The organism is Aeromonas sp. QDB68 (genome assembly GCF_027707405.1).
GTDB classification, from domain to species: Bacteria; Pseudomonadota; Gammaproteobacteria; order Enterobacterales; family Aeromonadaceae; genus Aeromonas; species Aeromonas caviae.
This window is the reverse complement of sequence record NZ_JAPCIQ010000018.1, coordinates 1-26,230: the sequence shown is the minus strand read 5'-3', so window position 1 is coordinate 26,230 and position 26,230 is coordinate 1. Positions and strand designations below refer to the sequence as shown.

At 62.8% G+C, this 26,230-nt stretch carries 24 protein-coding genes, 1 rRNA gene and 1 pseudogene; 13 read left to right on the top strand and 13 right to left on the bottom strand.

The features are described from left to right. Positions 1-27 precede the first annotated feature (27 nt). Positions 28-1,203, top strand: coding sequence for a competence/damage-inducible protein A (locus tag PG892_RS08105; protein WP_270825313.1), 1,176 nt, complete (start codon positions 28-30; stop codon positions 1,201-1,203). Here the strand turns inward: PG892_RS08105 and PG892_RS08100 are convergent. Next, positions 1,200-1,715 carry a metal-dependent hydrolase gene (locus tag PG892_RS08100; protein WP_270825312.1) on the bottom strand — a complete coding sequence of 172 codons (516 nt, stop codon included), beginning with the start codon at positions 1,713-1,715 and terminating at the stop codon, positions 1,200-1,202. The genes PG892_RS08105 and PG892_RS08100 overlap by 4 nt on opposite strands. A 394-nt stretch (positions 1,716-2,109) precedes the next feature. Here PG892_RS08100 and PG892_RS08095 point away from each other — a divergent pair, with 394 nt between their 5' ends. The 3 genes from PG892_RS08095 (at position 2,110) to PG892_RS08085 (ending at position 5,831) form a co-directional block, all read left to right on the top strand. Then, on the top strand, positions 2,110-3,774 hold the full coding sequence (locus PG892_RS08095; RefSeq protein WP_323580637.1) for a DUF342 domain-containing protein: 1,665 nt from the start codon (positions 2,110-2,112) through the stop codon (positions 3,772-3,774). A gap of 113 nt (positions 3,775-3,887) precedes the next feature. Then, positions 3,888-4,697 carry a sugar-phosphatase gene (yidA, locus tag PG892_RS08090; protein WP_041214347.1) on the top strand — a complete coding sequence of 270 codons (810 nt, stop codon included), beginning with the start codon at positions 3,888-3,890 and terminating at the stop codon, positions 4,695-4,697. A gap of 363 nt (positions 4,698-5,060) precedes the next feature. Beyond that, positions 5,061-5,831, top strand: a complete 771-nt coding sequence (locus PG892_RS08085) for a gamma-glutamyl-gamma-aminobutyrate hydrolase family protein (protein WP_043154048.1) — start codon at positions 5,061-5,063, stop codon at positions 5,829-5,831. Positions 5,832-5,868: 37 nt separating this feature from the next. On the opposite strand, the gene PG892_RS08080 is transcribed toward PG892_RS08085, so the two are convergent. The 7 genes from PG892_RS08080 to lptM all read right to left on the bottom strand — a co-directional run bounded on the left by PG892_RS08080 (position 5,869) and on the right by lptM (position 11,245). Continuing rightward, positions 5,869-6,273, bottom strand: a complete 405-nt coding sequence (locus PG892_RS08080; RefSeq protein WP_010672705.1) for a hypothetical protein — start codon at positions 6,271-6,273, stop codon at positions 5,869-5,871. A 71-nt stretch (positions 6,274-6,344) separates the two neighbouring features. Next, positions 6,345-7,055 carry an HAD-IA family hydrolase gene (locus tag PG892_RS08075; protein WP_069652018.1) on the bottom strand — a complete coding sequence of 237 codons (711 nt, stop codon included), beginning with the start codon at positions 7,053-7,055 and terminating at the stop codon, positions 6,345-6,347. 95 nt (positions 7,056-7,150) lie between these two features. Beyond that, positions 7,151-8,128 (bottom strand): tyrosine recombinase XerC, encoded by a 978-nt coding sequence (xerC, locus tag PG892_RS08070; RefSeq protein WP_270825310.1) that lies wholly within the window; start codon positions 8,126-8,128, stop codon positions 7,151-7,153. Further along, entirely contained in the window at positions 8,121-8,801 is a 681-nt protein-coding gene (locus PG892_RS08065) for a DUF484 family protein (RefSeq protein ID WP_010672702.1), read from the bottom strand. The genes xerC and PG892_RS08065 overlap by 8 nt, the downstream gene beginning before the upstream one ends. A 79-nt stretch (positions 8,802-8,880) precedes the next feature. Beyond that, a complete protein-coding gene (gene dapF, locus PG892_RS08060; protein WP_029313578.1) occupies positions 8,881-9,711 on the bottom strand; it encodes a diaminopimelate epimerase in 831 nt (276 codons plus the stop codon). A gap of 62 nt (positions 9,712-9,773) precedes the next feature. Next, positions 9,774-11,024, bottom strand: coding sequence for a diaminopimelate decarboxylase (gene lysA / locus PG892_RS08055; RefSeq protein WP_039039806.1), 1,251 nt, complete (start codon positions 11,022-11,024; stop codon positions 9,774-9,776). A gap of 20 nt (positions 11,025-11,044) precedes the next feature. Then, positions 11,045-11,245, bottom strand: a complete 201-nt coding sequence (lptM, locus tag PG892_RS08050; protein WP_082180910.1) for an LPS translocon maturation chaperone LptM — start codon at positions 11,243-11,245, stop codon at positions 11,045-11,047. A gap of 73 nt (positions 11,246-11,318) precedes the next feature. On the opposite strand from lptM, the gene cyaY reads away from it, so the two are divergent. Both cyaY and PG892_RS08040 read left to right on the top strand, forming a co-directional pair. After that, positions 11,319-11,633, top strand: coding sequence for an iron donor protein CyaY (gene cyaY, locus PG892_RS08045; RefSeq protein WP_010672698.1), 315 nt, complete (start codon positions 11,319-11,321; stop codon positions 11,631-11,633). Next, positions 11,630-12,283: an alpha/beta hydrolase gene (locus PG892_RS08040; protein WP_270825309.1), complete on the top strand. Its 654-nt coding sequence runs from the start codon at positions 11,630-11,632 to the stop codon at positions 12,281-12,283. The genes cyaY and PG892_RS08040 overlap by 4 nt, the downstream gene beginning before the upstream one ends. 187 nt (positions 12,284-12,470) lie before the next feature. Here the strand turns inward: PG892_RS08040 and PG892_RS08035 are convergent, their stop codons facing one another. Beyond that, entirely contained in the window at positions 12,471-14,990 is a 2,520-nt protein-coding gene (locus PG892_RS08035) for a class I adenylate cyclase (RefSeq protein WP_042879398.1), read from the bottom strand. 322 nt (positions 14,991-15,312) lie between these two features. Between PG892_RS08035 and hemC the strand changes: the two genes are divergently transcribed. From hemC to PG892_RS08005, 6 genes and pseudogenes are all read left to right on the top strand, one after another. Then, a complete protein-coding gene (hemC, locus tag PG892_RS08030; RefSeq protein ID WP_270825315.1) occupies positions 15,313-16,242 on the top strand; it encodes a hydroxymethylbilane synthase in 930 nt (309 codons plus the stop codon). 46 nt (positions 16,243-16,288) lie between these two features. After that, a complete protein-coding gene (locus PG892_RS08025) occupies positions 16,289-17,023 on the top strand; it encodes a uroporphyrinogen-III synthase (protein WP_257707174.1) in 735 nt (244 codons plus the stop codon). After that, positions 17,020-18,096: a uroporphyrinogen-III C-methyltransferase gene (locus tag PG892_RS08020; protein ID WP_039039811.1), complete on the top strand. Its 1,077-nt coding sequence runs from the start codon at positions 17,020-17,022 to the stop codon at positions 18,094-18,096. Before PG892_RS08025 ends, PG892_RS08020 begins: the two co-directional genes overlap by 4 nt. A gap of 10 nt (positions 18,097-18,106) precedes the next feature. Further along, entirely contained in the window at positions 18,107-19,270 is a 1,164-nt protein-coding gene (locus PG892_RS08015) for a heme biosynthesis HemY N-terminal domain-containing protein (RefSeq protein WP_257707173.1), read from the top strand. Between the two features lie 58 nt (positions 19,271-19,328). Beyond that, positions 19,329-19,463 (top strand): hypothetical protein, encoded by a 135-nt coding sequence (locus PG892_RS08010; RefSeq protein WP_010672691.1) that lies wholly within the window; start codon positions 19,329-19,331, stop codon positions 19,461-19,463. Then, a pseudogene (locus PG892_RS08005) lies at positions 19,445-19,839 on the top strand (integrase core domain-containing protein); the annotation flags it as partial. The gene PG892_RS08010 and the pseudogene PG892_RS08005, both read left to right, overlap by 19 nt. A 74-nt stretch (positions 19,840-19,913) precedes the next feature. On the opposite strand, the gene pmbA reads toward PG892_RS08005, so the two are convergent. Continuing rightward, the gene (gene pmbA, locus PG892_RS08000; RefSeq protein WP_223915388.1) at positions 19,914-21,257 is read right to left on the bottom strand and encodes a metalloprotease PmbA; all 1,344 of its coding nucleotides are present in this window, start codon (positions 21,255-21,257) and stop codon (positions 19,914-19,916) included. A 114-nt stretch (positions 21,258-21,371) separates the two neighbouring features. On the opposite strand from pmbA, the gene yjgA reads away from it, so the two are divergent. Continuing rightward, positions 21,372-21,896: a ribosome biogenesis factor YjgA gene (gene yjgA / locus PG892_RS07995; protein ID WP_010672689.1), complete on the top strand. Its 525-nt coding sequence runs from the start codon at positions 21,372-21,374 to the stop codon at positions 21,894-21,896. A gap of 86 nt (positions 21,897-21,982) precedes the next feature. On the opposite strand, the gene PG892_RS07990 is transcribed toward yjgA, so the two are convergent. The 3 genes from PG892_RS07990 to rrf form a co-directional block, all read right to left on the bottom strand. Beyond that, on the bottom strand, positions 21,983-25,066 hold the full coding sequence (locus PG892_RS07990; protein WP_223915389.1) for a transglycosylase domain-containing protein: 3,084 nt from the start codon (positions 25,064-25,066) through the stop codon (positions 21,983-21,985). A 213-nt stretch (positions 25,067-25,279) separates the two neighbouring features. Further along, a complete protein-coding gene (gene tmaR, locus PG892_RS07985) occupies positions 25,280-25,597 on the bottom strand; it encodes a PTS system regulator TmaR (RefSeq protein WP_010672687.1) in 318 nt (105 codons plus the stop codon). 377 nt (positions 25,598-25,974) lie between these two features. Beyond that, positions 25,975-26,089 (bottom strand): 5S ribosomal RNA (rrf, locus tag PG892_RS07980). Positions 26,090-26,230: the final 141 nt, after the last annotated feature.

Below are 26,230 nucleotides of genomic sequence, written 5' to 3'. Positions count from 1 at the left end.
AGGGCTGGCCCCACCCAAGGAGTCCCCATGCGCATCGAGATCATCAGCACAGGCGACGAGATAGTGACCGGCCTGGTGGTGGACACCAATGCCGCCTGGCTCAGCGCCCTCTTGCTGGAGCAGGGCTGGCAGGTGCGCCGCCGCGCCACCGTGGGGGACAACCTCGCGGATCTGACGGCCGTGCTGCAGGAGAGCGCCAACCGCGCCGAGGTGGTACTGGTGTGCGGGGGGCTCGGCCCCACGGCGGACGACCTCACCGCCCAGGCCGCAGCCGAGGCGTTTGACCAGCCCCTGACCCTGTTCCCGGACTGGCTCGCCACCATGGCCGAACGCTATGCCAGCCGGGGCCGCACCATGGCCCGGAGCAACACCAAGCAGGCCTGGCTGCCCCGGGACTGCGAGATCCTCGACAACCCGGTGGGCACCGCCTGCGGCTTTGTGGTCCGCCACCCGGCCAGCCACGGCCAGAGCCGGCTCTTCTTCACCCCGGGCGTGCCGTTCGAGTTCAAGCAGATGGTGCGCGAACAGATCATGCCCCGCCTCAAGGCGCTGGCCGGGGAAGAGACCGACACCGAGCTGCGCCGTTTTTACACCTTCGGCGTCTCGGAGTCCGCCCTCAGCGACATGCTGGATGCGGCCCCCTGGCCTGCCGGCATCGAGCTGGGTTACCGCTCCTCCATGCCCCTCATCGAGCTCAAGCTCATCGGCCACGGTGCCAGCACCGCCGACATGGACGCCGCCGAGGCGAGGCTGCTTGCGGCCATCGCCCCCTGGCTGGTGGGGCGTGGCAACGAGGCGCCTGCCAACCAGATCCTGGCCCTGCTGGGAGAGCGGTCGCTGCACTTGCAGGAAGGGGAGAGCCGGGGCGCCCTGCTGACCATGTGTCACGGGCACCCGGCCCTGACCGCCGGCTTCAGCCACACCCTGAGCGACGATCTGACTCAACTGGCGGTGCCCGCCGCCCCCCTGAGCCTCACCATAGGCCGTGCCGGTCCGGACGGCGTGCCGCTGCTGCTCTGCGCCGACGGGCAACTGCACGGCCAGACGCTCAAGGTCAGCCACCCGGATCCCGCGAGCGGTCGCCGGATCCTCGCCTTCGCCGCCCTCGACATGCTGCGCCGCCACCTGCTGGGGCTGCCGGTGCTCGCCGATTACCTCACCCTGACCCGAACGGCCAGGGGCCAGGAGGGCGCCCGGGGCTAGAAGTGAGCCAAACCTGCGCCACCATGGACCCAGTACCCGGCGAGCGCCAGGGTCAGCAGGCAGAAGGCCCTCTCGTAACCCCCGCCGCTCTTGAGGGGCAGGCCGGGCAGGCGAAAGCGCCGACGCCAGGGCCAGAGCAGGGGAATGCCCATGGGGGTGAGCCAGTCCCCCAGCAGATGGCTGAGATAGCCCACGATGAGGGCATCCCTCACCGCCCCCGACAGCAACCAGGGGGCTTCCACCTGGGCCAGCCCCCAGACCCCCATCCCCACCGCCAGCAGGCTGTGGGTGAAGCCACGATGGCCGAACAGCCGGGAGAGCGGCCCCGAGATCCAGGGCAGTTGCCGCCCGAGCAGGGAGCGGGGGTGATCGAGATCCGGCAGCAGGGCGCTCGCCAGGGCCATGGGAACGATATGCCACAGGCTGGCATCGGCCAGGGCCGGAGTCAGTTCGACCTTGTGGGCAAGCAGGACGCAGGTGACGGAAAACAGCAGGTGGCCTTGGGCTGTCATGGGGCTCGTTCGGTTGGACAGAAAAAGGGGCTGATCGGTGGCGACCAGGGTCCTCGCCCTGGGGCGGCGGCAGATTAAAATCCTTCTCTTCCTGTCTGGCAAGGTGATTTGCATCGCCTCCCTCAACGTGATGGACACTCTGGATAGCGAAAGCATAAAACGTCAGCATATTGCGCTAAAAAACTGCAATGGAGCCCATGACATGGCCGGCTCTGCCCCTCTCCCGTCAGCCGAAATTTCCTCAACCCGGCTCACCCATTTGCATTCAGATCGTTGACCCGGAAGGAAAAATACCCGAATACTGCGCGTTGGATCCGCCCCGGCGGCATTGGATGCCGGCAAGGAGAGGCCCCGGCATGGGGCAAACCGGACAGGGACAACGAAGGAGGGCCCGGTGTTAAGCAAAGCGTGGTTTCAGCTGTCGGCCGACATGAGCTATGTCTGCCTGCGCATCACCCCGGGCCTCACCGAGCCCATCCAGGAAAGCGACGTCCTGGCCCTGCTGCGACTCTCCAACTGTCGGCGCTACGAACCCCTCGGCGAGGGGATCCGCGAAGCCGTCACCCTGCTCAACGCCCTCATCGCAGAGCCGGATGCCCCCGCGCATCCGCCAGTCCCCATTGCCCGGCGCCAGGATGCCAGGCTGCTCATCCAGGTGGACAAGGACCAGATGAGCGCCAGGGCGCAGATCACCGCGGACTGGGGCGGCCAGCCCCTGACCCTGGCCCGGTTGCAGGAGGCCCTGGCGGCCAGCACGGTCAAGCAGGGGGTGAGCGAGCGACTGCTTGCCGCCGCCATCCAGGCAGCGGGTGAGGCGGCCCCCGGTGCCCAGCTCAATCCCGTCATCGCCCTCGGCAAGGCCGCCAGGCACGGCCTGGATACCCGCCTGGAGCGGCTGGTGGAGACCGCAGCCGAGCGGATCCTCAAACCCCAGGAGCGGGATCACGGCAAGGTGGACATGCGCGACCTCGGCACCCTGCTCACCGTCAAGGCAGGGGCGTTGCTGATGCGCAGGCACCCCGCCACCCAGGGCATCGACGGCTTCACCGTGACGGGCCAGACCCTGACCGCCCGCCACGGCAAGGAGAGCGCCATGACGCCGGGTGAGGGCACCTGCCTCTCCCCCGAGGACCCGGACCTGCTGCTGGCGACCCGCCCGGGGCTCCCCTGTCAGGAGCGTGCCGGGATGCGGGTCGACGAGGTGCTCAACGTCAAGCAGGTCGACATCCGCCACGGTCACGTCGAGTTCGAGGGATCCCTGCTGGTCACCGGGGACGTCATGCCCGGCATGCGCGTCAAGACCAGCGGTGACGTGGTGATCGGCGGCTTCGTCGAGGGCGGCTACATCGAATCCGGCGGCACCATCACGGTGCGCAACGGCATCATAGGGCGCAAGCTGGCGGACGACGAATACCTCTGCCACCTCAACGCCGGGGGGGAGATCCACGCCAGCTATGCCCAGTACGCCAGGCTGGAGGCCGATGGCGACATCCATATCCTGAGCCAGCTCAGTCACTGCTATTGCCGCAGCGGCCAGGATCTCAAGGTGGGGGACAGCGCCATGCGCAAGGGGCACCTCATCGGCGGCATCAACATCGCCAATCGGCTCATCATGGCCCCGGTGCTCGGAGCCTCGGCGGCCAACCGGACCCGGTTGCAGATCCTCGGTGGCTATTTCAGCCAGAAGGAGCAGGAGCTGGCGCTGCGCCAGCGCAAACAGACCTGCGCCGAGCAGATAGACAAGCTGCAGGATCTCATCCTGCGGCTGCTGCAACTGCCCCGTGACAAGCGCAATCCCGAGACCCTGCAGAAGATCAAGGCGCTGCGCACCCGCCAGTTCGACGAGAGCAAGAGCCTGGACGAGCAGCTCGCCGAGGCGCAGCGGGAGCTGCAGGCGCTCATGGCCAACATGGACATCATCGCCACCCAGCGCCTCTTCCCCGGCGTCGAGGTGGAGATGGCCCACCACCACAACAGGGTCGACATCGAGCACGGCCCCATCCACTTCGCCATCCGGGAAGATCAGCTGCAACTGACCCCCTACCAGGGCCAGCGCTGAGGGGCAACGTGCCCCCGCGTCGGCAGGCGGCGTGATCCCGGCGGCGATTTTCGCTACACTCGGCCTCCCCATGGCCCCATCGGGCGGGCCGGCCAGACTCAGGTAGTGAGAAGATGTACAAGCTGATCGCATTGGATATGGATGGCACCCTGCTGACCCCAGAGGGCCGAATCTCCCCCCGCACCCAGGCCGCCATCGCGGCAGCCCGCGCCAGGGGCGTGACCGTGGTGCTGGCCTCCGGCCGCCCGCTGGAAGGCATGACCGCCGCCCTGACCGAGCTGGGCCTCACCGGCCAGGATGACTACGTCATCTGCTACAACGGCGCCCTGGTGCAGCAGGTGTCCGAGCAACGCATCATCCGCAGCCAGTTGCTGACCGGCAGCGATGCCCGTGCCATCGCCCACCTGGCCTGTGAGCTGGGGGTGAACATCCACGGCTTCTCCGTCCGCCAGGGGCTCATCAGCCCAAGGATCAGCCCCTATACCGAGCACGAATCCCGCCTCATCGGTCAACCCATCAACCTGGTGGACTTCGCCACCCTGCCCGACGACGAGCAGATCATGAAGGTGATGATGATTGACCCAGAGCCCCTGCTCTCCCGTGCCATCGCCCAGCTGCCCGCCGAACTCCACGAGCGCTATACCGTGGTGCGCAGCGCCCCCTACTTCCTCGAGTTCATGAACAAGCGCAGCAACAAGGGCACCGGCGTCGCCGCCCTGGCCGAGCACCTGGGGCTGGATGCCTCCCAGGTGATCGCGGTGGGGGATGCGGGCAACGATCACCACATGATCGCCTACGCCGGACTCGGGGTCGCCATGGGCAACGCCACCGACGAGATCAAGGCGCTGGCACAGCACACCACGGGGCGCAACGATGAAGACGGGGTCGCCCAGGTGATCGAGCGTTTCATCCTGAACGCCTGAGTCGACAAGGGGCCCTGTGGGCCCCTTCTGCTATCCGGCCGCCCGGCCAGATGTTTAATATATCCACCATCAAATCTCTCGCCGCACCAGGCATCCCTCCTCAAGCCCCTTTAAATGGGACTCAGAGCCGTATCCCGGCATCAACGGTTAACATAATTGCATCATTTTGTTTGACATATTGAACGGCCTTGGCAGACTGGAGGCAGGATCCAGGCTGTCGTTGCCAAGGCTGACCGACGATTCTGGCACGCTGGCGCGACCCTGATCCCACGACCATGCCTTGAGGCATGCCCTTGCGAGCCGAGGCGGCAAGGGCCTTCCCAAGGCGCAGGATGAGACCGCCAAGGATAGCCAAGGTGACCTATGCCCAACCCCAGTTCCCATAACAAACCCGTCGTGCTGATGACCATGGGGGCCCAGGCCCGCAGTGGCCACGCCTACCAGGTCATGACCCACAAATACATCAAGCCTCTGGTGGAGATCAGCGGCTGCGTGCCGCTGCTGGTGCCCACCTGCTGTGGCACTGAGGATCTGGAGCAGTATCTGGACCTCGCCGACGGGGTCTATCTGAGCGGTGCCGGATCCAACATCGATCCTGCCCTCTATGGCCAGGAGAACCTCACCCCGGAGAAGCCCCAGGACAGGGACAGGGATCTGTTCGATATTCCCCTGGTGCGCGCCGCCCTCGACCGTGGCCTGCCGATCCTCGGGATCTGCCGCGGCATGCAGGAGATCAACGTGGCCCTGGGAGGCGACATTCACCAGAAGGTCTATTGCGAGCCGGGTTATGACGATCATCGGGAGGATGCGGATGACCCGGTGGACGAGCAGTATGGCGAGAGCCATCAGGTCGAGCTGGTACCCGGTACCTGGCTGGCCGAGCTGATGGGACAGCCGTCGATTCCGGTCAACTCCCTCCATGGGCAGGGGATCAAGACGCTGGCCAAGGGGCTGGCCCCCCTGGCCCATGCCGAAGACGGGCTGATCGAGGCGATCCACGCTCCCGCCCTCTCCCCCTTCCTGCTGGCGGTGCAGTGGCACCCGGAGTGGAAGGCCAGCGAGAACCCCCACTCCATCAAGCTCTTCACCGCCTTTGGCGACGCCTGCCGCCGGTTCAGGCAGCAGGTCGGCTAGTCGGCGACGCCTCCTGCCCGCTCAGACAGCAGACGGGCTAGTCGCCAAATCCCTTGCCCTTGAGCTTGGGCAGGGCCCCGCGATCAGGGCGCAGGGTTCGGCAGACATCCAGCCCCTTGAGACCCCGCTGGATATGGTCCGGGGCCTGCCCGAGCACCATGCCGTTGCCGCGATAGAGACGGGCATCCTCCAGCTCGAACAGCTCGCCGCCGATGAGCAGTTGCTCCCGACCATTCACCACCTTGCCCCGTTTCAGGGGTAGGGTCATGTCCACCTGGATCTCGCCGGTGGCACACCCCTCGCGCCAGCGCGCCTCGTCGGAAAACGGGGAGATGGCGATCTCCCGCCAGGATCCGTCCCTGAACTCCATCCGGTAACGGTCTTGCACCAGATCGCATCCCGCCAGCATCACGGGGATCGCCAGCCAGATGACACCCTTCATTCCCTTCACACCCTTGCTCCCTTGTTGTTATTGCCAGATATAGATCACGGAATCTGTCCCTCATCCCCAGCTCAGAGCAGCAGGGTGGCCAGATCCTGCAGCTGCCCCAGCTCCACATCCGGCAGCAGCGACAACGACTGCCAGGACTGACCGCTCTCGTTGAGCCAGGCGGCCCGAAAGCCGTGCAGCCTGGCCCCCAGCACGTCGGTCACCGGGTGATCCCCCACATGGAGGATGCGGCCGGGGGTCAGCCCCAGGGCCTCTTGCACCTGCACGAACATGTCGGGCGCCGGTTTCATTCTGGCTCCCGCTCCCGCCTTGCAGACCAGGGTGAAGTAGCCAGCCAGACCCGCCTGCTCCAGATCCAGGTTGCCGTTGGTGATCACCGCCAGCGGGTAGCGCGCCGCCAGACGAGCCAGCAGGGCGTGAGTCGCCTCGCTCACCTCTATCTTCGAGCGCTCGGTCATGAAGCCGGTGAACACCGCCCGTGCCTGCTGCTCCGCCAGCCCGGGCTCCATGCCCCCCTGCACCAGGGCCTCGCGAATGCCACGCTGGCGCGCTAGGCTGACGTCGTGGCTAAGCGCCGGGTGGTCCAGCAGCAACTGGCGCTTGAGCGCGAGCCAGCGCGGCTTGTCCAGCATGGCGGTAGCCAGGTATTCGCTGCGCAGGTGGTCCAGCATCCACTGTTCCGCCCGCGCGATGGCGGGGCCGTTGTCATAGAGGGTGTCGTCCAGATCGAACGAGATGGCGGCCACCGGCTGCCAGCGACGGTAAAACTGCATGGCTGTTCCTCTTTACTCCTCATCCTCTGGCGTTGCGAGCTCCCGCCTGACCCGGGCGACGTGGAGATTGTCATCCCCGCAGATCGCACACCACATCACTCATCCTCCGGCGTTTCCGGATCCCGCTTCGCCCGCGGGTGGGCACTGTCATATACCTTGGCCAGATGCTGGAAGTCGAGGTGGGTATAGATCTGGGTGGTGGAGAGATCCGCATGCCCCAGCAGCTCCTGCACCGCCCGCAGATCGCCGGAGGATTCCAGCATGTGGGTGGCGAAGCTGTGGCGCAGCTTGTGGGGATGCACGTGGGCATTGAGCGCCTGCTTGTTGCCCCAGCCGTCGAGCCGCTCCTGTACAGAGCGGGCCGAGAGCCGCTGCCTGCGCTTGGAGACGAACAATGCCTCCCCCTCGTCACCGGCCAGCAGGGGGCGTACCTTGAGCCACTTGTGCAACCACTCCACTGCCATCCGCCCGATGGGCAGCACCCGCTCCCGCGAGCCCTTGCCGATCACCCTGAGCTGGCGCTCGTCGAGCTTCACGTCCGCGAGGTTGAGCCCCACCAGCTCGGCAAGGCGCAGGCCGGAGGAGTACATCAACTCCATGATGGCGCGATCCCGCACCGCCAGCGGATCCTGCTCGTCGGTGATGTTGAGCAGCTGGTACATCTCGTCCACGTCCAGGTTCTTGGGCAGGGGCCGCCCCTGCTTGGGGGTGACGATGCCACGCGCCGGGTTGGCGGTGAGCCGCCCCTGGCGCACCTGCCAGTCGCAGAAGCTGCGCAGGGCCGACACCTTGGTGGCAAGGGAACGGGGCGCCAGCCCCCCCTTGTGCATCCGGGTCACCAGGCTGCGCACCTGGCTCGCCTCGAGCCGGGCCCAGTCGTCGACCCCGAGCTTCACCAGCTCGGCGGTCATGGATTCCAGATGAGCCTGATAGTTGCTGCGGGTGTGGGGGCTGAGCTGGCGCTCGACCCTCAGGTATTCGATAAAGGCGTCCAGCTCCCCCGCCAGTGCGACCGGCAGAGGGTCGGCGGCAGGGGGCGTCCTGGCAGGGGATCGGGTCGTTGCCTTAGCCACGGGCCAGCTCGGGCAGACGCAGCTGCAGCAGACGCCCCAGCTGACCCAGCAGCAGGGTGTCGTTGTGGGGGGTGAAGTGGCTGGGATCCGAGCTCGCGAAGGCCAGCACGCCGAGCTCCCCGAGCCGCATCAGGGCCACCGAGTTGACCAGCACATCATTGCCAAACAGCGCCTGCTTCTCGCTCTGGTTGAGGCGACCGAAATAGTAGTCCGTGCCGGGCAGGCGCTGCCCCAGCAGTTGTTCGAGCTGTTTGCCCTGCGCCAGGAAACGCTGCTCGGGGCCGCTCAGCTGGAAATGCCTGGGATTGAGCCAGAGCCGCAGGCCGGTGAGTCGCAGCCGCTGGACGAAGGCCTTGCCCATCACGGCGCTCAGCTCGAACAGGGTCTGGCAGCCGTAGATCTCCCCGTAGAGATCCGCATAGACCCGGAAGATCCGCTCGTTCTCGCTGGCGACCCCCATCAGTTCGGTGATCTCCTGCTCCAGCTGCTCGATGCGCTCCCGCTGTCTGTCCAGCTGGCGCTCCACCAGGGAGATGGTGCCCTTTTGCGCATGGGGAATGCGGATCTTGTCCAGCATGGCCCCGTGACGCAGGAAAAACTCGGGATAACGGGCCAGGTACTCCAGCACTGTGGCTTCATCCACCAGTGATTCCTGCCGTTTGAGTTCGCTCATAACTTGGTTGATCCATCCGAAAAAGGGGCCAAGGGCCCCGATATGATCCGTTGATGGAGCGGGATCACCCGCTCCTTGTCTACAACTCTATCTGGCCGTCAAAGACGTGCTCGGCCGGCCCCGTCATGTAGACGGGCTGACCCGGTCCCTTCCAGGCGATGGTCAGCTTGCCACCCGGCAGGGTGACGGTGACCCGCTCCTTGAGCTTGCCCTGGCTGATGCCTATCACCACGGCCGCACAGGCCCCGGTCCCGCAGGCCAGGGTCTCCCCCACCCCGCGCTCGAAGACCCGCAGCTTGATCTCGCTGGCGTTGACCATCTCCATGAAGCCGACGTTGACCCGCTCGGGGAAGCGCTCGTGGCGCTCCATGATGGGTCCCAGGGTCTCCACCGGCGCATCGGCCACCGAGGGCACCTCGATGACGCAGTGAGGGTTGCCCATGGAGACGGCACCGCACATCACGGTGTGATCCTGGGCCCGCAGCAGATACGTCTTCTCCGCCTTCTGGGCACGGAACGGGATCTTGCCCGGCTCGAACTGGGGCACCCCCATGTTGACCGTGACCTGGTTCTCCCCTTCCAGCTGCAGGGTGATGCGGCCCCGGGCGGTACTGACCGCGATGCGATCCCGGTTGACCAGCCCCTTGAGACGCACGAAACGGGCGAAGCAACGGGCCCCGTTGCCGCACTGTTCCACCTCGCTGCCGTCGGCATTGAAGATGCGGTAATGGAAGTCGAGCTCGGGGTCATAGGGCGGCTCCACCAGCAACAGCTGGTCGAAGCCGATACCGAAGTGACGATCCGCCAGCTTCTTGATGATGTCGTTGCTGAAGAACACCTTCTGGGTGACGCCATCCACCACCATGAAGTCGTTACCGAGGCCGTGCATTTTGGAAAACTCAATCAACATCGCGCGTTCCTGTCTCACCGTTAATCACGCTCTCACATGGAGGAACGCTGAAAATCCATCCATCACGGCAGCAGGTGCTCGCCACGCCAGAGATCCGCCAACTGCTCCCGCTCACGGATGAGGTGCGCCTGGTCACCGTCCACCAGCACCTCGGCCGCACGGGGTCGGGTGTTGTAGTTGGAGGACATGGTAAAGCCGTAGGCGCCAGCGGAACGCACCGCCAGCAGGGAGCCCTCGGCAATCGCCAGGGTACGCTCCTTGCCGAGGAAGTCGCCGGTCTCGCACACCGGGCCCACCACGTCATAGAGTGCCTTCTCGTGGGTCGCGCGGCTGTCCACCTCGATGATGTTCATCCAGGCGCCGTAGAGGGAGGGGCGCAGCAGATCGTTCATGCCGGCGTCGATCAGGGCGAAGTTGCGGGTCTCGCCGGGTTTGAGGAACTCGACCCGGGTCAGCAGCACACCGGCGTTGGCGACGATGGCGCGGCCCGGTTCGAACAAGAGGGTCAGATCCCGGCCCGCCAGCTTCTGCTTGAGCGCCTCGGCATACTCGGTGGGGTGCGGCGGCTGCTCGGCGCCGTAGTTGACCCCCAGACCGCCGCCCACGTCCAGGTGATGGATGTGGATGCCTTCCGCCGCCAGCTCGTCGATGAGCTTGAGCAGCTTGTCCGCCGCCTCCATAAAGGGATTCAATTCAGTGAGTTGCGAGCCGATATGGCAATCCACCCCCTTGATCTCGATGTGGGCCATGGCCGCCGCCTTGCGGTAGATGGCGGGAGCCTGTTCGATGGGGATGCCGAACTTGTTCTGCTTGAGGCCGGTGGAGATATAGGGGTGCGTGCCTGCGTCGATGTCCGGGTTGACCCGCACCGAGACCCGCGCCTTCTTGCCCATGCTGCCTGCGACCCGGTTCAGGCGCTCCAGCTCGGCTTCGGACTCCAGGTTGAAGCAGAGGATCTCTTTTTCCAGCGCAAGGCGCATCTCGGCTTCGCTCTTGGCGACGCCGGAGAAGACCACCTTGGCCGGATCACCGCCCGCCGCCAGCACCCGGGACAGCTCGCCGCCGGAGACGATGTCAAAGCCCGAACCGAGGCGTGCCAGCAGATTGAGCAGGGCCAGGTTGGAGTTGGCCTTGACCGCGTAGCAGATCAGGTGGGGAATGTCGCCAGCCGCCTGGTCGAAGGCATGCCAGTGGCGTTCCAGGGTGGCGCGGGAGTAGACATAGAGCGGAGTGCCGTACTGGTCGGCAAGCTGTTGCAGGGGAAGCTGTTCGGCCTGAAGCTGACCGTCTGCGTCGTAGTTAAAGTGATCCAAGGGGGCGGTTCCTTCCTAGATTATTGCGGCGCGGCCTCTGAGGCCGGTGTAGCGGTCGCAGGCGAGGCGGCTTGCGGTGTACTCTCTGTCTTGGGCGGTGTCTGCTCTGCAGGTGCGGGCTGTTCGGCCGGCGGCATGTAGAGCGGCCCCGTCAGGCCACAGGCGGCCAACCCGAGCGACAGCGACGCGGCAAACAGGCACTTGGTGAACTGGGTAATCATAATGGTTCGCTGCGAAAAAATTTTTGGCCCTCTATAATCGCACTCACATTGTTAAAAGCAACAGGATAAACCGATGAAGGATCACGAGTATCACGCCCTGACCGACGCCTTTTTCCAGTATGTGGAAGACACCATCGACGAGGGGTATCCGGATATCGACTGCGAACGCGCCGGCGGGGTGCTGACCTTGAGCTTCGAGAACAAGACCAAGGTCATCATCAACAAGCAGGAGCCCCTGCACCAGATCTGGGTCGCTACCCGGGAGAACGGCTTCCACTTCGAGCTGCGCGGTGACAGCTGGATCGACAACCGCTTCGGCGACGAGCTCAAGGCCCTGCTGACCCGGGCCTGCACCACCCAGGCCGGCGAGCCCGTGGTCTTCTCATGACGGATCTGCATCCCGAAGGTGCCCGCCATGCGGTGATCTGGCTGCACGGGCTGGGGGACTCCGGCGCCGGCCTCGCCCCCCTGGTGGAGGCGCTGGCCCTGCCCGCCGACCTGCCCGTCCGCCATCTGCTGCCGGATGCTCCCGAGCGCCCCATCACCATCAACATGGGCTACAGGATGCGCGGCTGGTACGACATCAAGAGCTTCGAGGATCCGGCGGATCGCGCCGTGGAGTCCCATGTCAGGGAGTCAGCGGCCCGTATCGCCGCGCTGATCGAACAGTTGGTGGCCGAGGGTTTCGCCCCCGAGCGCATCGTGCTGGCCGGCTTCTCCCAGGGGGGCGTCATCGCCTCCTTCACCGCCCTGCGCCATCCGGTGCCACTGGCAGGCCTGCTCTGCATGTCCACCTATCTGGCGGTACCCGATGCCCTGCCCGGCGAAATGAGCGAGGCGGCCCGCACCCTGCCCATCTGCTACATGCACGGCATCTATGACGACGTGGTGAACCTCTCCATGGGCTGGGACGCCAAGAACCGGCTGGAAGCGGCCGGCCTCAGCCCCGAGTGGCACGAATACCCCATGCGCCACGAGATCTACCGCCCCCAGCTGGGCGACATTCGCAGCTGGTTGCTGGCCCGCCTCGGCGCCTGATTGTCGGCTCACGGGTAAGACAACGGCCTGCATCAGCAGGCCGTTTGCTTTCATCCCTGACGGCGATGCTCGACGGCATCCCCCACTGGCCGCGGCCCCCTCCACGCCTGATTCCCGCACCACGGATACGACAACGGCCTGCATCATGCAGGCCGTTTGCCATCTTGCCGGTGCTGTTATCAGCGCATCATCCTACTTCCCGCGCAGCTCCTGGGGTGTCCCGCTGCGGGCTCTGGCTGCGGTAGGGGATCACATCGAGTTTGTCACCCACCTGCACGATTTCGTAGTACTGGGGCAGGTTGAAGTTGCTGAACTGACCCGCATTGCTGAATCGCTCGTGACCCGAGGTGTAGAACCGGTTCACCCCCTGTACCAGTTCGTCCTTGTTGCCGGCGAAGTGCTGGTAGATCTCCACCCGATTCGCCTCGTCCAGGATATAGATGTTGGTGCCTGCATCCCGGGTATCGAAGAAGAACTGCACCAGCCCTTCGCTGGCGTAGGCGTCGACGATACCGGGCAGGTGCTGGCTGTGAGTCTTGTCGAGGCGCAGCGGCAGGTGATCCAGCTTGTTGTGGGAGATGTGGCGGTAGAAGTCGATGGCGTTTTCCAGCTTCTTGACCGACACCCCGCGCCGCTCGAAGAAGATGCCGTACTTCTCCTTGCCGAGCGCCAGCGTCTTGACCAGCTGCTGCTTGTCCCGGGCCAGACGCAACTCGATGCATTCAGCCACAAGCTGCTGGAAGCGGGTGCGCACCAGGGAGCGGAAGTGCTGGCTGTAGCAGAACACCTCGATCATCTCGGGGGCCGCGGCGTCCTGGTGCATCTTGCCGAGGATGGTGGTGAGGGCGTCCACCACGGCTTCCTCTCCCTCGAAGTGCAGGGTGCGGATCTCGCTCCAGGAGTTGCGATAGACGAGATCCACGGATCCCACCAGACACTCCTGGTTGCGACCGAACGAGAAGACGTCCGCGGCGTTGGCATCGAACTCGATCACCTGCCCCACCCAGTGGCTGGACGGGTCCGTCTCCAGGTTCAGGAAGATGGAGAGCTGGCGGATCTCGCACGGCCGGCTCAGGGCCAGGTTGGTCGCGCGGGGATACTTGACCGGGAAGGTCCCGGAGAGATCGCGACAGAACTGATGCAGGTTGTCGATGTGCAGATCCGAGCCCTGGTTGAACAGGTGTACCCGGGACTGGGGCGTCAGCAGGCCGTTGAAATAGGCCCAGGCCACCAGCTTGCTGATGTAGCCGTTATATTCGAGCGGCGCCCGGCCAATGATGTCGGCGGGTTCGAGGGAATGCTTGTAGAGATACCAGCCTGCGCGATTCAGGCGGCCGTGGGGCACCTGTACCAGGCTGAGATCCGGCTCGCCGAGATCCGGTGCAATCTTGAGGTTGATGCGCTGCACCTTGCCCGGCAGGCTCTCGAATGCGGCATAGAGCTTGCGCGACAGGATGCCGATGTCTTCCGGGTTGATGGACTCGCTGATGTTGTTGCGCCGGGCGAACTGGATGAGATTGCGGTAGCTCTGCATCAGGGCCTCCAGCAACTCGGCGTAGGCCACCTTGACGTCCTCGACCTTCCACTCCTGGCGGTGATCAAGGTGGTAAAGGCGCTCCGGACTCCAGCCCCAGTAGGCTACCAGCTGGGCCATCTGCTCCCGGCGCCAGTCCGGGGAGTGATCTTCCTTGGGATGGCTCAGCCCGTCGCACACCTTCAGATAGAAGCAGCGACGCACCAGATCGAGGCGCTGCATGTCGCCGATGGACTTGAGGTAGTTGGTCACCTTGTCCAGCATCAGACAGTAGTTGTCGAGGCGGTAGTGCATCCCCTCGTTGTGCTGGAACCAGTCGCGACTGGTCACCGACAGCAGCCGGGTGTTGGGATACTCGTGGGAGTAGGCCTCCATCAGCACCGACTTGAGCACCGCCTTGTAGGGGGAGTCGATCCCCTTGTAGAGCTGCCACAGGGCGGAGCCGAAATACTCCTCGGCAGGAATGCGATCAAAGCCCCCCAGATCGAGCCAGTCATCCTGGCTCAACTTGCCGTGGGCAAACAGGCCGTTGACGTAGTCGTCGTAGTGATCGTCATATTCGGCAGGCACCAGATACCAGAGCAGCCGCTTGCCGGCGATGTGCATGGCGCTGCGGTAGAACTCGTCGAGCAGCAGCAGGTGCTGGGCGCTGCCGCAGCTCTCCCCCTGCATCTGGGCATCGTTGCGCTGACGGAACTTGTCTTCGGGGATCAGGAAGAAGTTGAGATCGACCCCCCGCTGCTCCGCCCACATGGAGAGGTGCTGGCACTTCTGTTCCAGCAGGGCGAGGCGCTCGCTCGACAGACCGGCCACGTGACAGACCCAGATGTCGAGATCCGAGTGGCAGCACTGCCCGATGGAGGAGGTGCTCCCCATGGAGTAGAGGCCCTGGATGGACTTGTCGTGGGTACTGAGACCGCCCTGGCAGTTGGCGTTCTGGCAGAGATCCTGGATGAAGGCCTGCTGGGCCTCGTTGGCGACAAAACTCCAGATACCATGAGGCACATCCCCTGCCACATAACCGGGCAACAGGGGGTGATTGAAGTGCAGCATGACAGGCAACAAGTGGAAAACCTGCTGCCCGTAGCGACTCATGAGATCCAGCGCTCGTTGCGTCTTGAGACGATTGAGTTCGTCGTAGCGCGCCACCAGCGTGTCGAGTTTAACCAGCAATGCCCTACCTATGGGGAAGAGAAATGACGCACCAAAACGGGGAGACGTCAAAAAAGTGTGATCATGTTAACAATGCAAACAGCAGTGGTAAACAAGCCCGCACACAATCACCGGATTATTTCTGACCCCGTTCGTAACGGTATCAGAGGAAAGCAATAAAGTTGCTGACTTTCAATAACTTAAAATCAATTATTGGCTGAATGAAAATAATTTTCAGCCCCTGTTTTTGAGCTTGGCCCCGCTTTTGCGGGCTGCGCCATGAAAGCCCCTGCAAAGGGTGGTAAGATCGTTTTCCTCTCAAAAGATGAAACAACTGATTGATATGGCAGCCCGAACCCTGAGAATTGCCACTCGAAAGAGTCCACTGGCCCTGTGGCAGGCCAATTTTGTGAAAGATCGGCTGGAGGCACTCCATCCGGATCTGCAGGTCGAACTGGTGCCCATGAGCACCCAGGGTGACAAGATCCTCGACACCCCCCTTGCCAAGGTCGGCGGCAAGGGGTTGTTCGTCAAGGAGCTGGAGACTGCCATGCTGGAAGGGCGTGCCGACATCGCTGTCCACTCCATGAAAGACGTACCTGTGGAGTTCCCCGACGGACTCGGCCTGCACACCATCTGTGAGCGCGAAGACCCGCGTGATGCCTTTGTTTCCAATCATTTCAACCAGATAGGCGAGCTGCCTCAAGGGGCCGTGGTCGGCACCTCCAGCCTGCGCCGTCAGTGCCAGCTGCGCGCTGCCCGCCCTGATCTCGTGATCCGCGACCTGAGGGGCAACGTCAACACCCGCCTCGCCAAGCTGGATGCCGGTGAGTACGACGCCATCATCCTGGCCGCCGCCGGCCTGAAACGACTGGAGATGACCCATCGCATTGCCGCCCTCATCGAGCCCGAGCAGAGCCTGCCCGCCAACGGTCAGGGGGCGGTCGGCATCGAATGCCACCTCGACGATCACGAGCTGCACGCCCTGCTGGCGCCGCTCGAGCACGCCGAAACCCGCATCCGGGTGCTGACCGAGCGCGCCATGAACCGCGCCCTGCAAGGGGGCTGTCAGGTGCCTATCGGGGCCTACGCCCTGGTACAGGGAGAAGAGGTATGGCTGCGCGGCCTGGTGGGCAGCCCGGACGGTGCCCGCGTCATTCGCGACGAGATCCGCGGCCCCCTGGCAGAGGGCGAGGCACTGGGCCACACCCTGGCCCAGCGCCTGCTGGCCGCCGGTGCCGACGTTATCCTGGCCGAGGTCTACCGGGCATGAGTGCAGCACAGCCAGGTTCGCTGTCATCTGCCCGGAGCGCCCCCTGATGGTCCCCCTGGTGGTGCGCCCGGCCGCCCAGGCCAACCAGCTGGTGCAGATGCTGCACCAGCTGGGTCATGCACCGCTCTGCTGTCCGTTGCTGGAAACCCGGCCGGGATGCGACCTCCCTCACCTGGGTGACATGCTGCAAGAGGCGGACCTCGTTATCGCCGTCAGCATGCATGCCGTTCATTTTGCACATTATTTTCTGTTGCAAACTGGTCAGACCTGGCCACATATTGATTACTTTGCAGTCGGCCAGGCGAGTGCGGATGCCTTTGCCGAGGTTGGCATCCAGGCCCTGTGCCCGGCCGATCCCCGCAGCGAAGGGCTGCTGGCCCTGCCGGCACTGCAAGGGGTGAGTGGCCGCCGGGTGCTGATCCTGCGCGGCAACGACGGGCGGGATCTCATCGCCCGGACGCTGGCCTCACGGGGCGCACTGGTGCACTATTGTGCCACCTATGAGCGCCACTACCCCGATCTTGACGGGGACGCATTGACCCGCCACTGGCAGGCAGCCGGGCTCGACAGCCTGCTCATCACCAGTGGCGAACTGTTGCAGCGGTTGCTGGCCCTGGTGCCCGGCCCGCAGCACCCCTGGCTTTATGACCGCCTGCTGGTGGTGCCCAGTCCCCGGGTGGCCGAGATGGCAGAAGGGGCTGGTTTTACCCGTATCGTGATTGCCCAAGGTGCATCCAACCAGGCTCTGGTGGCCGCCCTGGAACTGAGGAAGATGGAATGACTGAACAGCAAGAAGTCCAGCCGAGTGCCGCGGCCACCGTGGCCGACAACAACAAGCCCGCGCCCGGAACGACAGGGAGCAAGAAGGGCAGCTCTGGCACCGTGCTTGGCGGCATCGCCATCCTGCTGGCCCTGGGGCTGGCCGGTGGTCTCTATGTGCACGGACACCAGAACGCCGTTGCCCAGCAGGCCGAACTGGTAGCCCTCAAGCAGCAACTGGCCGACGCCATGACCAGAATTGATCAGGGCAGCAGCAAGGATGCCGAACAGATCGGTGCCCTCGGCAAGAGCCAGCAGCAGTTGCAGGAGGCTCTGGACGCCTTGCAGACCAAGGTGCTGGATCTGGACGACAAGCGCCCCAATGACTGGATGCTGGCCGAATCCGAATACCTGGTGCGCATGGCGGGCCGCAAGCTGTGGCTCGAACACGACATCGTCTCCGCCATCACATTGCTCGGCAACGCCGACGAGCGCATCAAGGCGCTCAACGACCCCAGCCTGATGCCCATTCGCAAGGCGCTGGCGGAAGACATCGCCAAGCTCAAGGGGATGCCGCGGGTCGATCGCGAGGGGTTGACCCTGAAGCTGGCCGCCCTCTCGGACCAGATCGAGCTGCTGCCCCTCTCCACCGTCAGCATGCCGGAAGCCAAGAGCGAGCCCGACCAGACCGTCAGCACCAACCCGGACGAGTGGCAGAGCAACCTGAAGAAGAACTGGGTCAAGTTCACCGAAAACTTCATTACCATCCGTCGCCGCGATGGCGCCGTGGAAGCCCTGCTCTCCCCGCAGCAGGAGATCTTCCTGCGAGAGAACCTCAAGACCAAGCTGCTGCAGGCCCAGCTCGCCGTCTATCGCGAACAGCAGTCCCTCTATGTCGACAGCCTGGAGAAGGCCCAGCGCTGGCTGACCCAGTATTTCGATGCCGACAACAGCGCCACCCAGTACATGCAGTCCGAGCTCGACAAGCTCAAAGGCGAGCAGATCCAGTTTGACTACCCGGATCAGTTCAAGACCCAGACCATGCTGGAACAGGTGCTGACCGAACGCCTGCAACGCATCCTGGCCGGCAACTGAGGAGGAGACCATGATTCGTCTGATCGTCATAGTCGCCGTGATGGTGGCGGGCCTCATCTTCGGTCCCGAAGCCTCCGGCAACAAGGGCTATGTGCTCATCTCGCTGGGCAACTACACGGTGGAATCCTCGGTCACCAGCGCGGTGATCCTGGCGGTGCTGTTCTACGGTGCCCTGCTCATCGTGGAATGGGTGCTGGCCCGCCTGTTCGGCCTGCGCCGCAAGACCCAGGGCTGGTTCGGCTCGCACCGCCGCCGCAAGGCCAACCTGCAAACCGTCAATGCCACCCTGGCCATGGCCGAGGGGCACTACAACCAGGCCGAGAAGCTCCTCATCAAGGGCGCAGACAACAGCGACACCCCGCTGCTCAACTACCTGAGCGCCGCCCGGGTGGCCCAGGCCCGGGGCGATGACGTGCGCCGGGATCACTACCTGCAGAAAGCTCAGGAAGAGAACCCCAAGGCAGAGCTGGCACTGACCCTGATCCAGACCCAGTTGCAGATTGAGCAGGGCCAGTACGACAGCGCCCTCGGTCGCCTCGAGTCCATCTATGCCCTCAACCCGCGCCACCCCATGGTGCTGGATCAGCTGCGTCAGGTGTATCTGGCCCGTGAAGACTGGGCGGCCCTCATCGATCTCGCCCCTGCCCTGCGCAAGGTGGGCAAGCTGACCGCTCAGCAGGAAGAGACCCTGCTGCACCAGGCGTGGTGCGGTCGTCTGGAGGCCGCCAGCGGCTCCCTCGACACCCTGCGCACGGTCTGGCAGGGTCTGCCCCGCAAACAGCGCCAGGATCCCGTGCTGCTGGCCAGTTACGGGGATCGCCTGCGCCGATTGGGGGCCGATGCCGAAGCCGCCGATCTCTGGCTGGAGGCCCTGCGCAAGGATCCCTCCCCCGAGCTGTTCGCCCGTCTGCCCAAGCTCAAACTGGACGACTACCAGCCCATGCTGACCCTGCTCAGAAAGATCCAGGATCAACCGGGCGCCGAAGCGGCGCTGGCCCGGGTCTGCCTGCTGGCCGGTCAGCTGGACGACGCCCAGCGGCTGCTGGAGCAGGAAGTGGCGAAGGCGCCTGATGCCGCCCTCTACCACGCCCTCGGCCAGGTGATGGACAAGCGCCGCCTGACCAACAAGGCCAACGAGTACTACCGCCAGGCATTGCAGCTGGCCGACGTCTGATCGGCGCATCTGCCTGAATATGGTTTGCATCTTCTCCTCCGAATAGATGGAGATCTCGATGGGACAGGGCGTAAACGAACACAACACAATTACTCTGATTTTTAAACTGGCCCTGGTCGAGCAGATTGAAGAAGGCAAGCTCACCTATAAACAGACGCAGACGCGTTATGACACTCAGGGCCGCTCTACCTGAGCTAGGTGACGCACACCTTCTCACGCAAAATAGTGGCAACTAAGAGATGAATGCCGAGTCGATGGTGATCGAGAAAACACTGAAGCAACAACGTGACCACGGAGAGCTTATTCATCATTCGGACCACCAGGTGCAGTATTGTTCGGGGTTGTATCAGTCATTGCATGAACAACACGGGGTCAAATGCTTGATGACAGATACTCATAACTGTCACCAAAATGCACTGAGATCTTGAAAAGAGAGTCACTGCTGCAAAGCCTGCAGAGGCTGGCGCAGGCGGGGAAAAGTGCGAAAGGCAGTGGATACTTATAACCTGGAGCAACCGCATCAGGCATTGAAATACAGAACCCCTGATGTGACGCATCGGGGGTTCTGAGTGCTAAAAGCTAGCTGAAAATGTGTAGACCTATCTCAGGACTAGACACCATAGTCCAGATCGGACGGAGGGGATCAGTGCCCCGCCAGTTTCATCTGCTCGACCAGTACGGAGCCGGTCTTGAGGCTGGAACGCTCATCCTCATCACTGCCCACCGCCACGATATGGCTGAACATGTCGGCTAGATTGCCTGCAATGGTGATCTCCTCCACAGGATAGAGGATCTCGCCATTTTCAACCCAGAAACCGGCTGCGCCGCGGGAGTAATCACCATTGACGATGTTGACCCCCTGCCCCATCAGCTCGGTCACCAGCAGCCCGGTACCCATCTCCTTGAGCATGCCCTGGAAGTCCTGGCCGGTATTGGAGACCTGCCAGTTATGGATGCCCCCAGCGTGGCCCGTGGTGGTCAGGCCCAGTTTGCGGGCGGAGTAGGAGGTGAGCAGCCAGCTCATCAGCTCGCCGTTGCGGATGATGTCCATGTCGCGGGTGCGAACCCCTTCCCCGTCGAACGGGGTGCTGGCAAGTCCTCCCGGCAAGTGGGGGAACTCCTGGATGGTGAGCCACTCGGGCAGGATCTGCTTGCCCAGTTTGTCCAGCAGGAAGCTCGACTTGCGATAGAGGTTCCCCCCACTGATGGCCATCACCAGATGGCCCCACAGACCGGCAGCGGTATCGGGGTGGAATAGCACAGGGGCATGGCGGGTGCTGATCTTGCGAGCCCCCAGGCGGGAAACAGTGCGCTCCACCGCCTCGTCAGCGATGCGCTGGGGGCTCCACAGCCCGTCCAGGGAGCGGCTGGAGGAGTAGCCGTAGTCGCGCTGCATGTCGCCACCCTGCTCGCCGATCAGTACGCAGCTCAGGGAGTTGCGCGATGCAGCATAGCCTTTGACGAAGCCGTGGCTGTTGCCATAAACCTTGACGCCCAGGTGGCTGGAGAAACTGGCTCCATCGGAGTGCTTGATGCGGGCATCCCGTCCCAAGGCCAGCCGCTCGCACTCGATGGCCAGCGCGATGCCACGCTGGGGATCCAGCTCGATTTGGTGGCACAGTTGCAGGTCCGGGGCATCCCAGGCCAGCAGATCCGCATCCGCAAGACCGGCGCAGTCATCGGGAGAGGTGTGGCGGGCGATCTCCATGGCCGCTTCCACGGCGGCGCGAATGGCCGGCTTGGTCAGATCCGTGGTGGAGGAGGACCCCTTGCAACCGTCGCGATAGACGGCGATGCCGAGTGCGCCATCCTTGTTGAATTCGATGCTTTCCAGCTCGCAGCCCCGGGTGTTCACCGAGAGGCCGGTCTGTTTGCTGATGGAGACTTCGGCAAGCCCGGCGCCCAGCCCTTTCGCTATCTCAAGGGCCTCGGCGACCACGGCCTCGAGATGGGATTGATCCTGGCGGATTTGATCTTGCTGGTCCATAACTCACATCTGTATGAAGGGAAGGAAAGGGGCTAAGCATATCAGACCCCTGCGCCCAGCGGGAGAAGCTGGTAACATATCCGCCAAACGTGAATGACAGGAATACAGAGACCGATGAGTCAATATCAAGACGACAACGAGTGGGAAGACTGGGGCCCTAGCAAGAGCCAACTCAAGCGTGATGCCGAGGCATTGCAGAAGATGGGGGAAGAGATCGTCTCCCTGAGTCACAGCGAGCTGGAGAAGATCCCCCTGGATGAAGAGCTTGCCGAAGCGGTCGAGCTGGGCCGCAAGCTCAAGCCGAAGAAGGATGAGTCCTTCCGCCGCCATCTCCAGTTCATCGGCCGTCTGATGCGTAGCCGCGATGTCGCCCCCATCGAAGAGGCCCTCTCCATCATCAAGATGCGTCACTCCACCGTGAACGCCCGCCTGCACCGCCTCGAACAGTGGCGTGAGCGGCTGATCACCGAAGGTGACAGCGCCCTTAACGAGCTGATGTCCCAGTTCCACGAGCTGGATCGCCAGAAGCTGCGCCAGTTGATCCGCACCGCCAACAAGGAGCGGGAGCTGAACAAGCCGCCGGTAGCCTATCGCGAGATGTACCAGTACCTGCGCGGTGAAATTGAAGATCTGTTGTAAGTGATGACTCACGTCCACCTCATGGCGGCGTGCAGTACACAATCAAACGGGGCCGAAATGGCCCCGTTTTTTCATGCGATGTCCGCTCAGCTGCCCGCCATGCACTGGGTGTGAGTAGCGGGTTGCAGATAGGGTACCAGCAGGGGGGCCATCCCCTTGAGCACCTGTACAGGCAGCGCCGACGTGAAGCGGAACTTGTCGGACTGGCTGCCGGGTACATAGGCCGTCAGCGTGCCGAAGTGATCATCCCCGATGTAGAAGACGAAAGTCGCAGTCCGGTTGCGAGCCAGTGAACTGGTCACATTGCCGTAGCGACCAACCGTCTCGATCCGGTTGTCCCCGGTCCCCGTCTTGCCCCCCAGGGCCAGGACAGTACCATCCTGCAAGGCGAAGGCCCCGGCGATACGCCGCGCCGTCCCCCCTTCCACCACCTTGGAGAGTGCATTGCGCAAGGCGTTGGCCACCTCGGCAGGCATCACCCGCTCCCCCTGGGTGTTCGCCGGCTCAAAGACGGTGGCGAAGGGGGTCCCCTTGGCAAAGGAGAGGTGCTCGATGCGCAAAGTCGGTGCACGAATGCCGCCGTTCTGGATGATCCCCATCAGCTCGGCCAACGCTGCAGGACGATCGCCCGAGCTGCCCAGTGCGGTCGCCAGGGACGGAACCAGGTGATCGAACGGGTAGCCCAGGCGAGCCCAGCGCTGATGGATGTCGAGGAAGGCCTCAACCTCCAGCATGGTGCGGATCCGGCTATCCCGGGCACTGCGATGACGGGTCTTGAACAGCCAGCTGTAGACCTCCTGACGCTCGTCACGGCTGGCGGTTACCGCATCGGTAAAGGTGGCCTTGTCAAACTCCTTGAGATAGGCAAGCAACCACAGCTCAAGTGGATGCACCCGTGCGATATAACCTTGATCCGGCAGAGAATATTTGCCAGGGCCGTAATTGGTATAGAGCTGCTCGATGCGCTTCTCGGTCAATTTCTCCCGCGGCAGGCGCTTGGCCAGGAAAGCGGCAAAGTCGGCCTGGGAGGCTTCCGGCATCAGATAGCGATGCACGGCGGCGAGACGCACCGCGCTGGGTTTGAGACCATCGAGGAAGGTATCGAGCTGCTCTTCTGCACTCTTGCCACGATATTTGCGCCAGAACCTCAGCAGGTAGGTCTGGCCCTCCTTGTCAGCAAACTTGGCCAGGTACTCGGTACGGCGCGGATCCCTGTCATCTTTCAACAACTGGGCACGATTGCCCTCCTTGTAGAGGCTGTAGCGGACGATGTCCCGCATCAAGCGCACGAAGGGCAGGTTGATGGATTCCCGCAGCGCATCGCGAATGGGCGGGATGCGACCGTTGTCTTCCTTGCGGAAGTTGTTGAAGGTGTGCATGCCACCGCCGGTAAAGAAGCCTTCATAGGGACTTGCGGAATACTTGCGGTCCAGTGCGGCCTCCAGCATCACCGGCAGGCTTCTGTCCTTGGCACTCATCAGATAGGCGATGGCCCAGCGGCTGATGTTGTCCTGATCGGACACTTCGATCTTTCGCAGGCTCTCCACCGGCATATTGCCGTAGCTGTCATGCAACTCGGTGACAATCTCGAGATAGGTGGTCAGCACCCGCAACTTGGCGGTGGATCCCAGTTCAAGCTTGCTGCCCTCGTTGATATCGAACGGCTGGTCCGTGTTGTCGGTCTGCACCCTCACCTTGACCCCTTCCGGCGTCTTCTCGAACAGGGTAAAGCTGTACTTCACATCACCCGTCTTCTCCGGCGAGAGCAGGCGCTCACCGAACAGGCCCACCTGGGCTGCGAATGCAGGGTCTGCCAGTTGCTGCAGATACCGTGACACCTCGTTCTGCAGCGGCATATTGAGGGTGGTGTTGGCCATCAGATCCATGCGATCCAGGTCATAAAGCTGCACCCCGAGCTGACGACTGAGACGAGTGCGAGCCACCTGCAGCCCCTTGTTGTTGTTGACTCGAGTGATGGCAGGTGCCTGCAGGAAATCGCGGAAGACCAGCTTGGCCTTGAGAGCCGACTCCATCAGGGGGGGGGTGATCATTCCCTCCTGCACGAAGAGTCGCAGATAGCTGTCTGTCAGGGTAGACAGTGCCTCTCTCCCCTGCGCCAGGTAATAGGAAGGACGGCGGTGGGCGATCATCAGAGAGACAACCTGGCGCAAGGCAAGGCCCTGCTCGGCCAGGGTAGAATCCTGGTTGCGAGCGGGATCCAGCAGTCGATTCACCTCATCGACATTGGCGCCAAACCAGACCCAGAGGCCATCACCGAGACCGTGCACCTCGCCATAACCGGGCGCCGCAGAGAGCGGGACCGAGTTGAGGTAGGCCCAGGCAACCAGCTTGCGGGCCTCCAGGGTCTCGGGCCCCAGCCGATAGGCACGAACGCTGGCCGAGACCATCTGGCGGATCTTCTCGGTCGGCGAAACGGTCAGTCCATCGGGAGAATGACGATACTTTTCCACCTGGGTCGCCAGGGTGCTGCCGCCAGCAGATTGATCCTGCATATCCAGCGCCTTGCCCACCTGAGACAGCGCCGCCTTGGCAAAGCGCGGCCAGTCTACGGCCGGGTTGGCCAGCGGTTCCTTGTTGCTCAGGAGGTCACGGTTCTCGATAAACAGCAGAGACTGGATGACCAAGGGCGGTATGGCATTGAAATCCGGATAGTAATGAGTCGGATACTTGTACTGGTAGAAAGGCTCAGCACGGCAGTCATAGAGTGTCAATCCTGCCTGGACCTTCTCGGTATAAGGCACGAAGAAACCGTGGCTGGCGTAGTTGTAGAGCGCATCGGAAAAACGGACCTGCTCGCTCACCTGGTAGCCACGCTGAACGAGACGTTCCTGGATCATGGGCATCAGCACATAACCGAGTCGCTTGTCGAACGGGCCGTCGTCGGGGAAGGCTATCTGCTTGCTGGGGCCGGGTTCGAGCTGATAGGTCAGGGTGGCCGCATAGAGGGAGATCTCCTGTGACTGCAGTCGGGAGGTCTTCATTTCATAACCCACCAGGGCGATCACGGCAGCCAGGCAAAGCAAGAAGATAAAACAGAACAACCAGCGCCACCAAGGTCGGCGTTTACGCTGTTGTTGTCCGTCCGCGTTAGGTACGGATGAATCCTGAGATGCCACTTTATTTGAATCCGTCTGTTTTGATGCGCCCATATCAGCCCCACCATGGTTGCGCAATTTATTGTCTTTCAATCAAGCTTAGTCGTTTCAAGTCAAGGGCTTGAAATCTATTGACCGCTTTGCAGCGATGTTAACAGGGCGATTGTGAAAATGGGAGCCGATTGTTGCAACGCGGCAAGAGATCCGAGCTGCGGCATGAAAATGAAACACCGGCCAGAGGCCGGTGTTGACGAGAGCGGGGCGGGATTATTTGCTGGTGCTCATGCTCTTCAGCTTGGTACTCAGCTCCTTGCGCTCCTTGGAAAGCTCGGCATTTTTGATGATATGGTCATCTACGCGCTCTTCATAATCGGTCCGCATGTTGGCGATGATGGCCTGAACCTCGTCAATGCTCATACCGGGCTTGATATAGTCACTCAGGTTGTCGAGCAACAGTACCCGCTTCTGGTTGTCACGGATCTTTTTCTCGTTGTCCGCGATTTCACGCTTGAGCTTGTTCTGACGACGGGACATACGCACATATTCCAGCACATCGTTGAAGGTTGACTTGTTTACTTGTTCCATATCGGTACCACTGAGTGAAGGTGAATGAAAACAGGCGGAGAGTCCCATACCAGAAAAAGAAACCGAGACCATGGCACGGGCAAACCCGGAATGCCCCTTACTCTACCGAGTTATGATTCAGATACAACCCCAATCGCAGCGCGGGCGGCGGGTTTAGACAGAACGGCTTCGACTGGGTTATTACGCTAGAAATGATGAAAACGGAGAGAGCCAACATGTGGGTTCAATGCGGCCAGAGCAGCCGCAACTTTTTCCGGTACAGGCAGGCAACAAGTGAACGACGAACAGCACCATAGTGCCCGCTTGCCCTCCAGTGAGTGCTGAATTTCAGGCAATAAAAAACCCCGCTCGAGTGAGCGGGGTTTCTTGTATTGGGTGCCTGGCAGTGTCCTACTCTCGCATGGCGAATGCCACACTACCATCGGCGCTACAGCGTTTCACTTCTGAGTTCGGCATGGGGTCAGGTGGTTCCACTGCGCTATTGCCGCCAGGCAAAATCTTCAATCTGAAAAAGCTGATTTAGTTATTCGTTCTCGGTATCTGCTACAAGTCTCTGAACACTTCTTGGGTGTTGTATGGTTAAGCCTCACGGGTAATTAGTATGGGTTAGCTCAACGTATCGCTACGCTTACA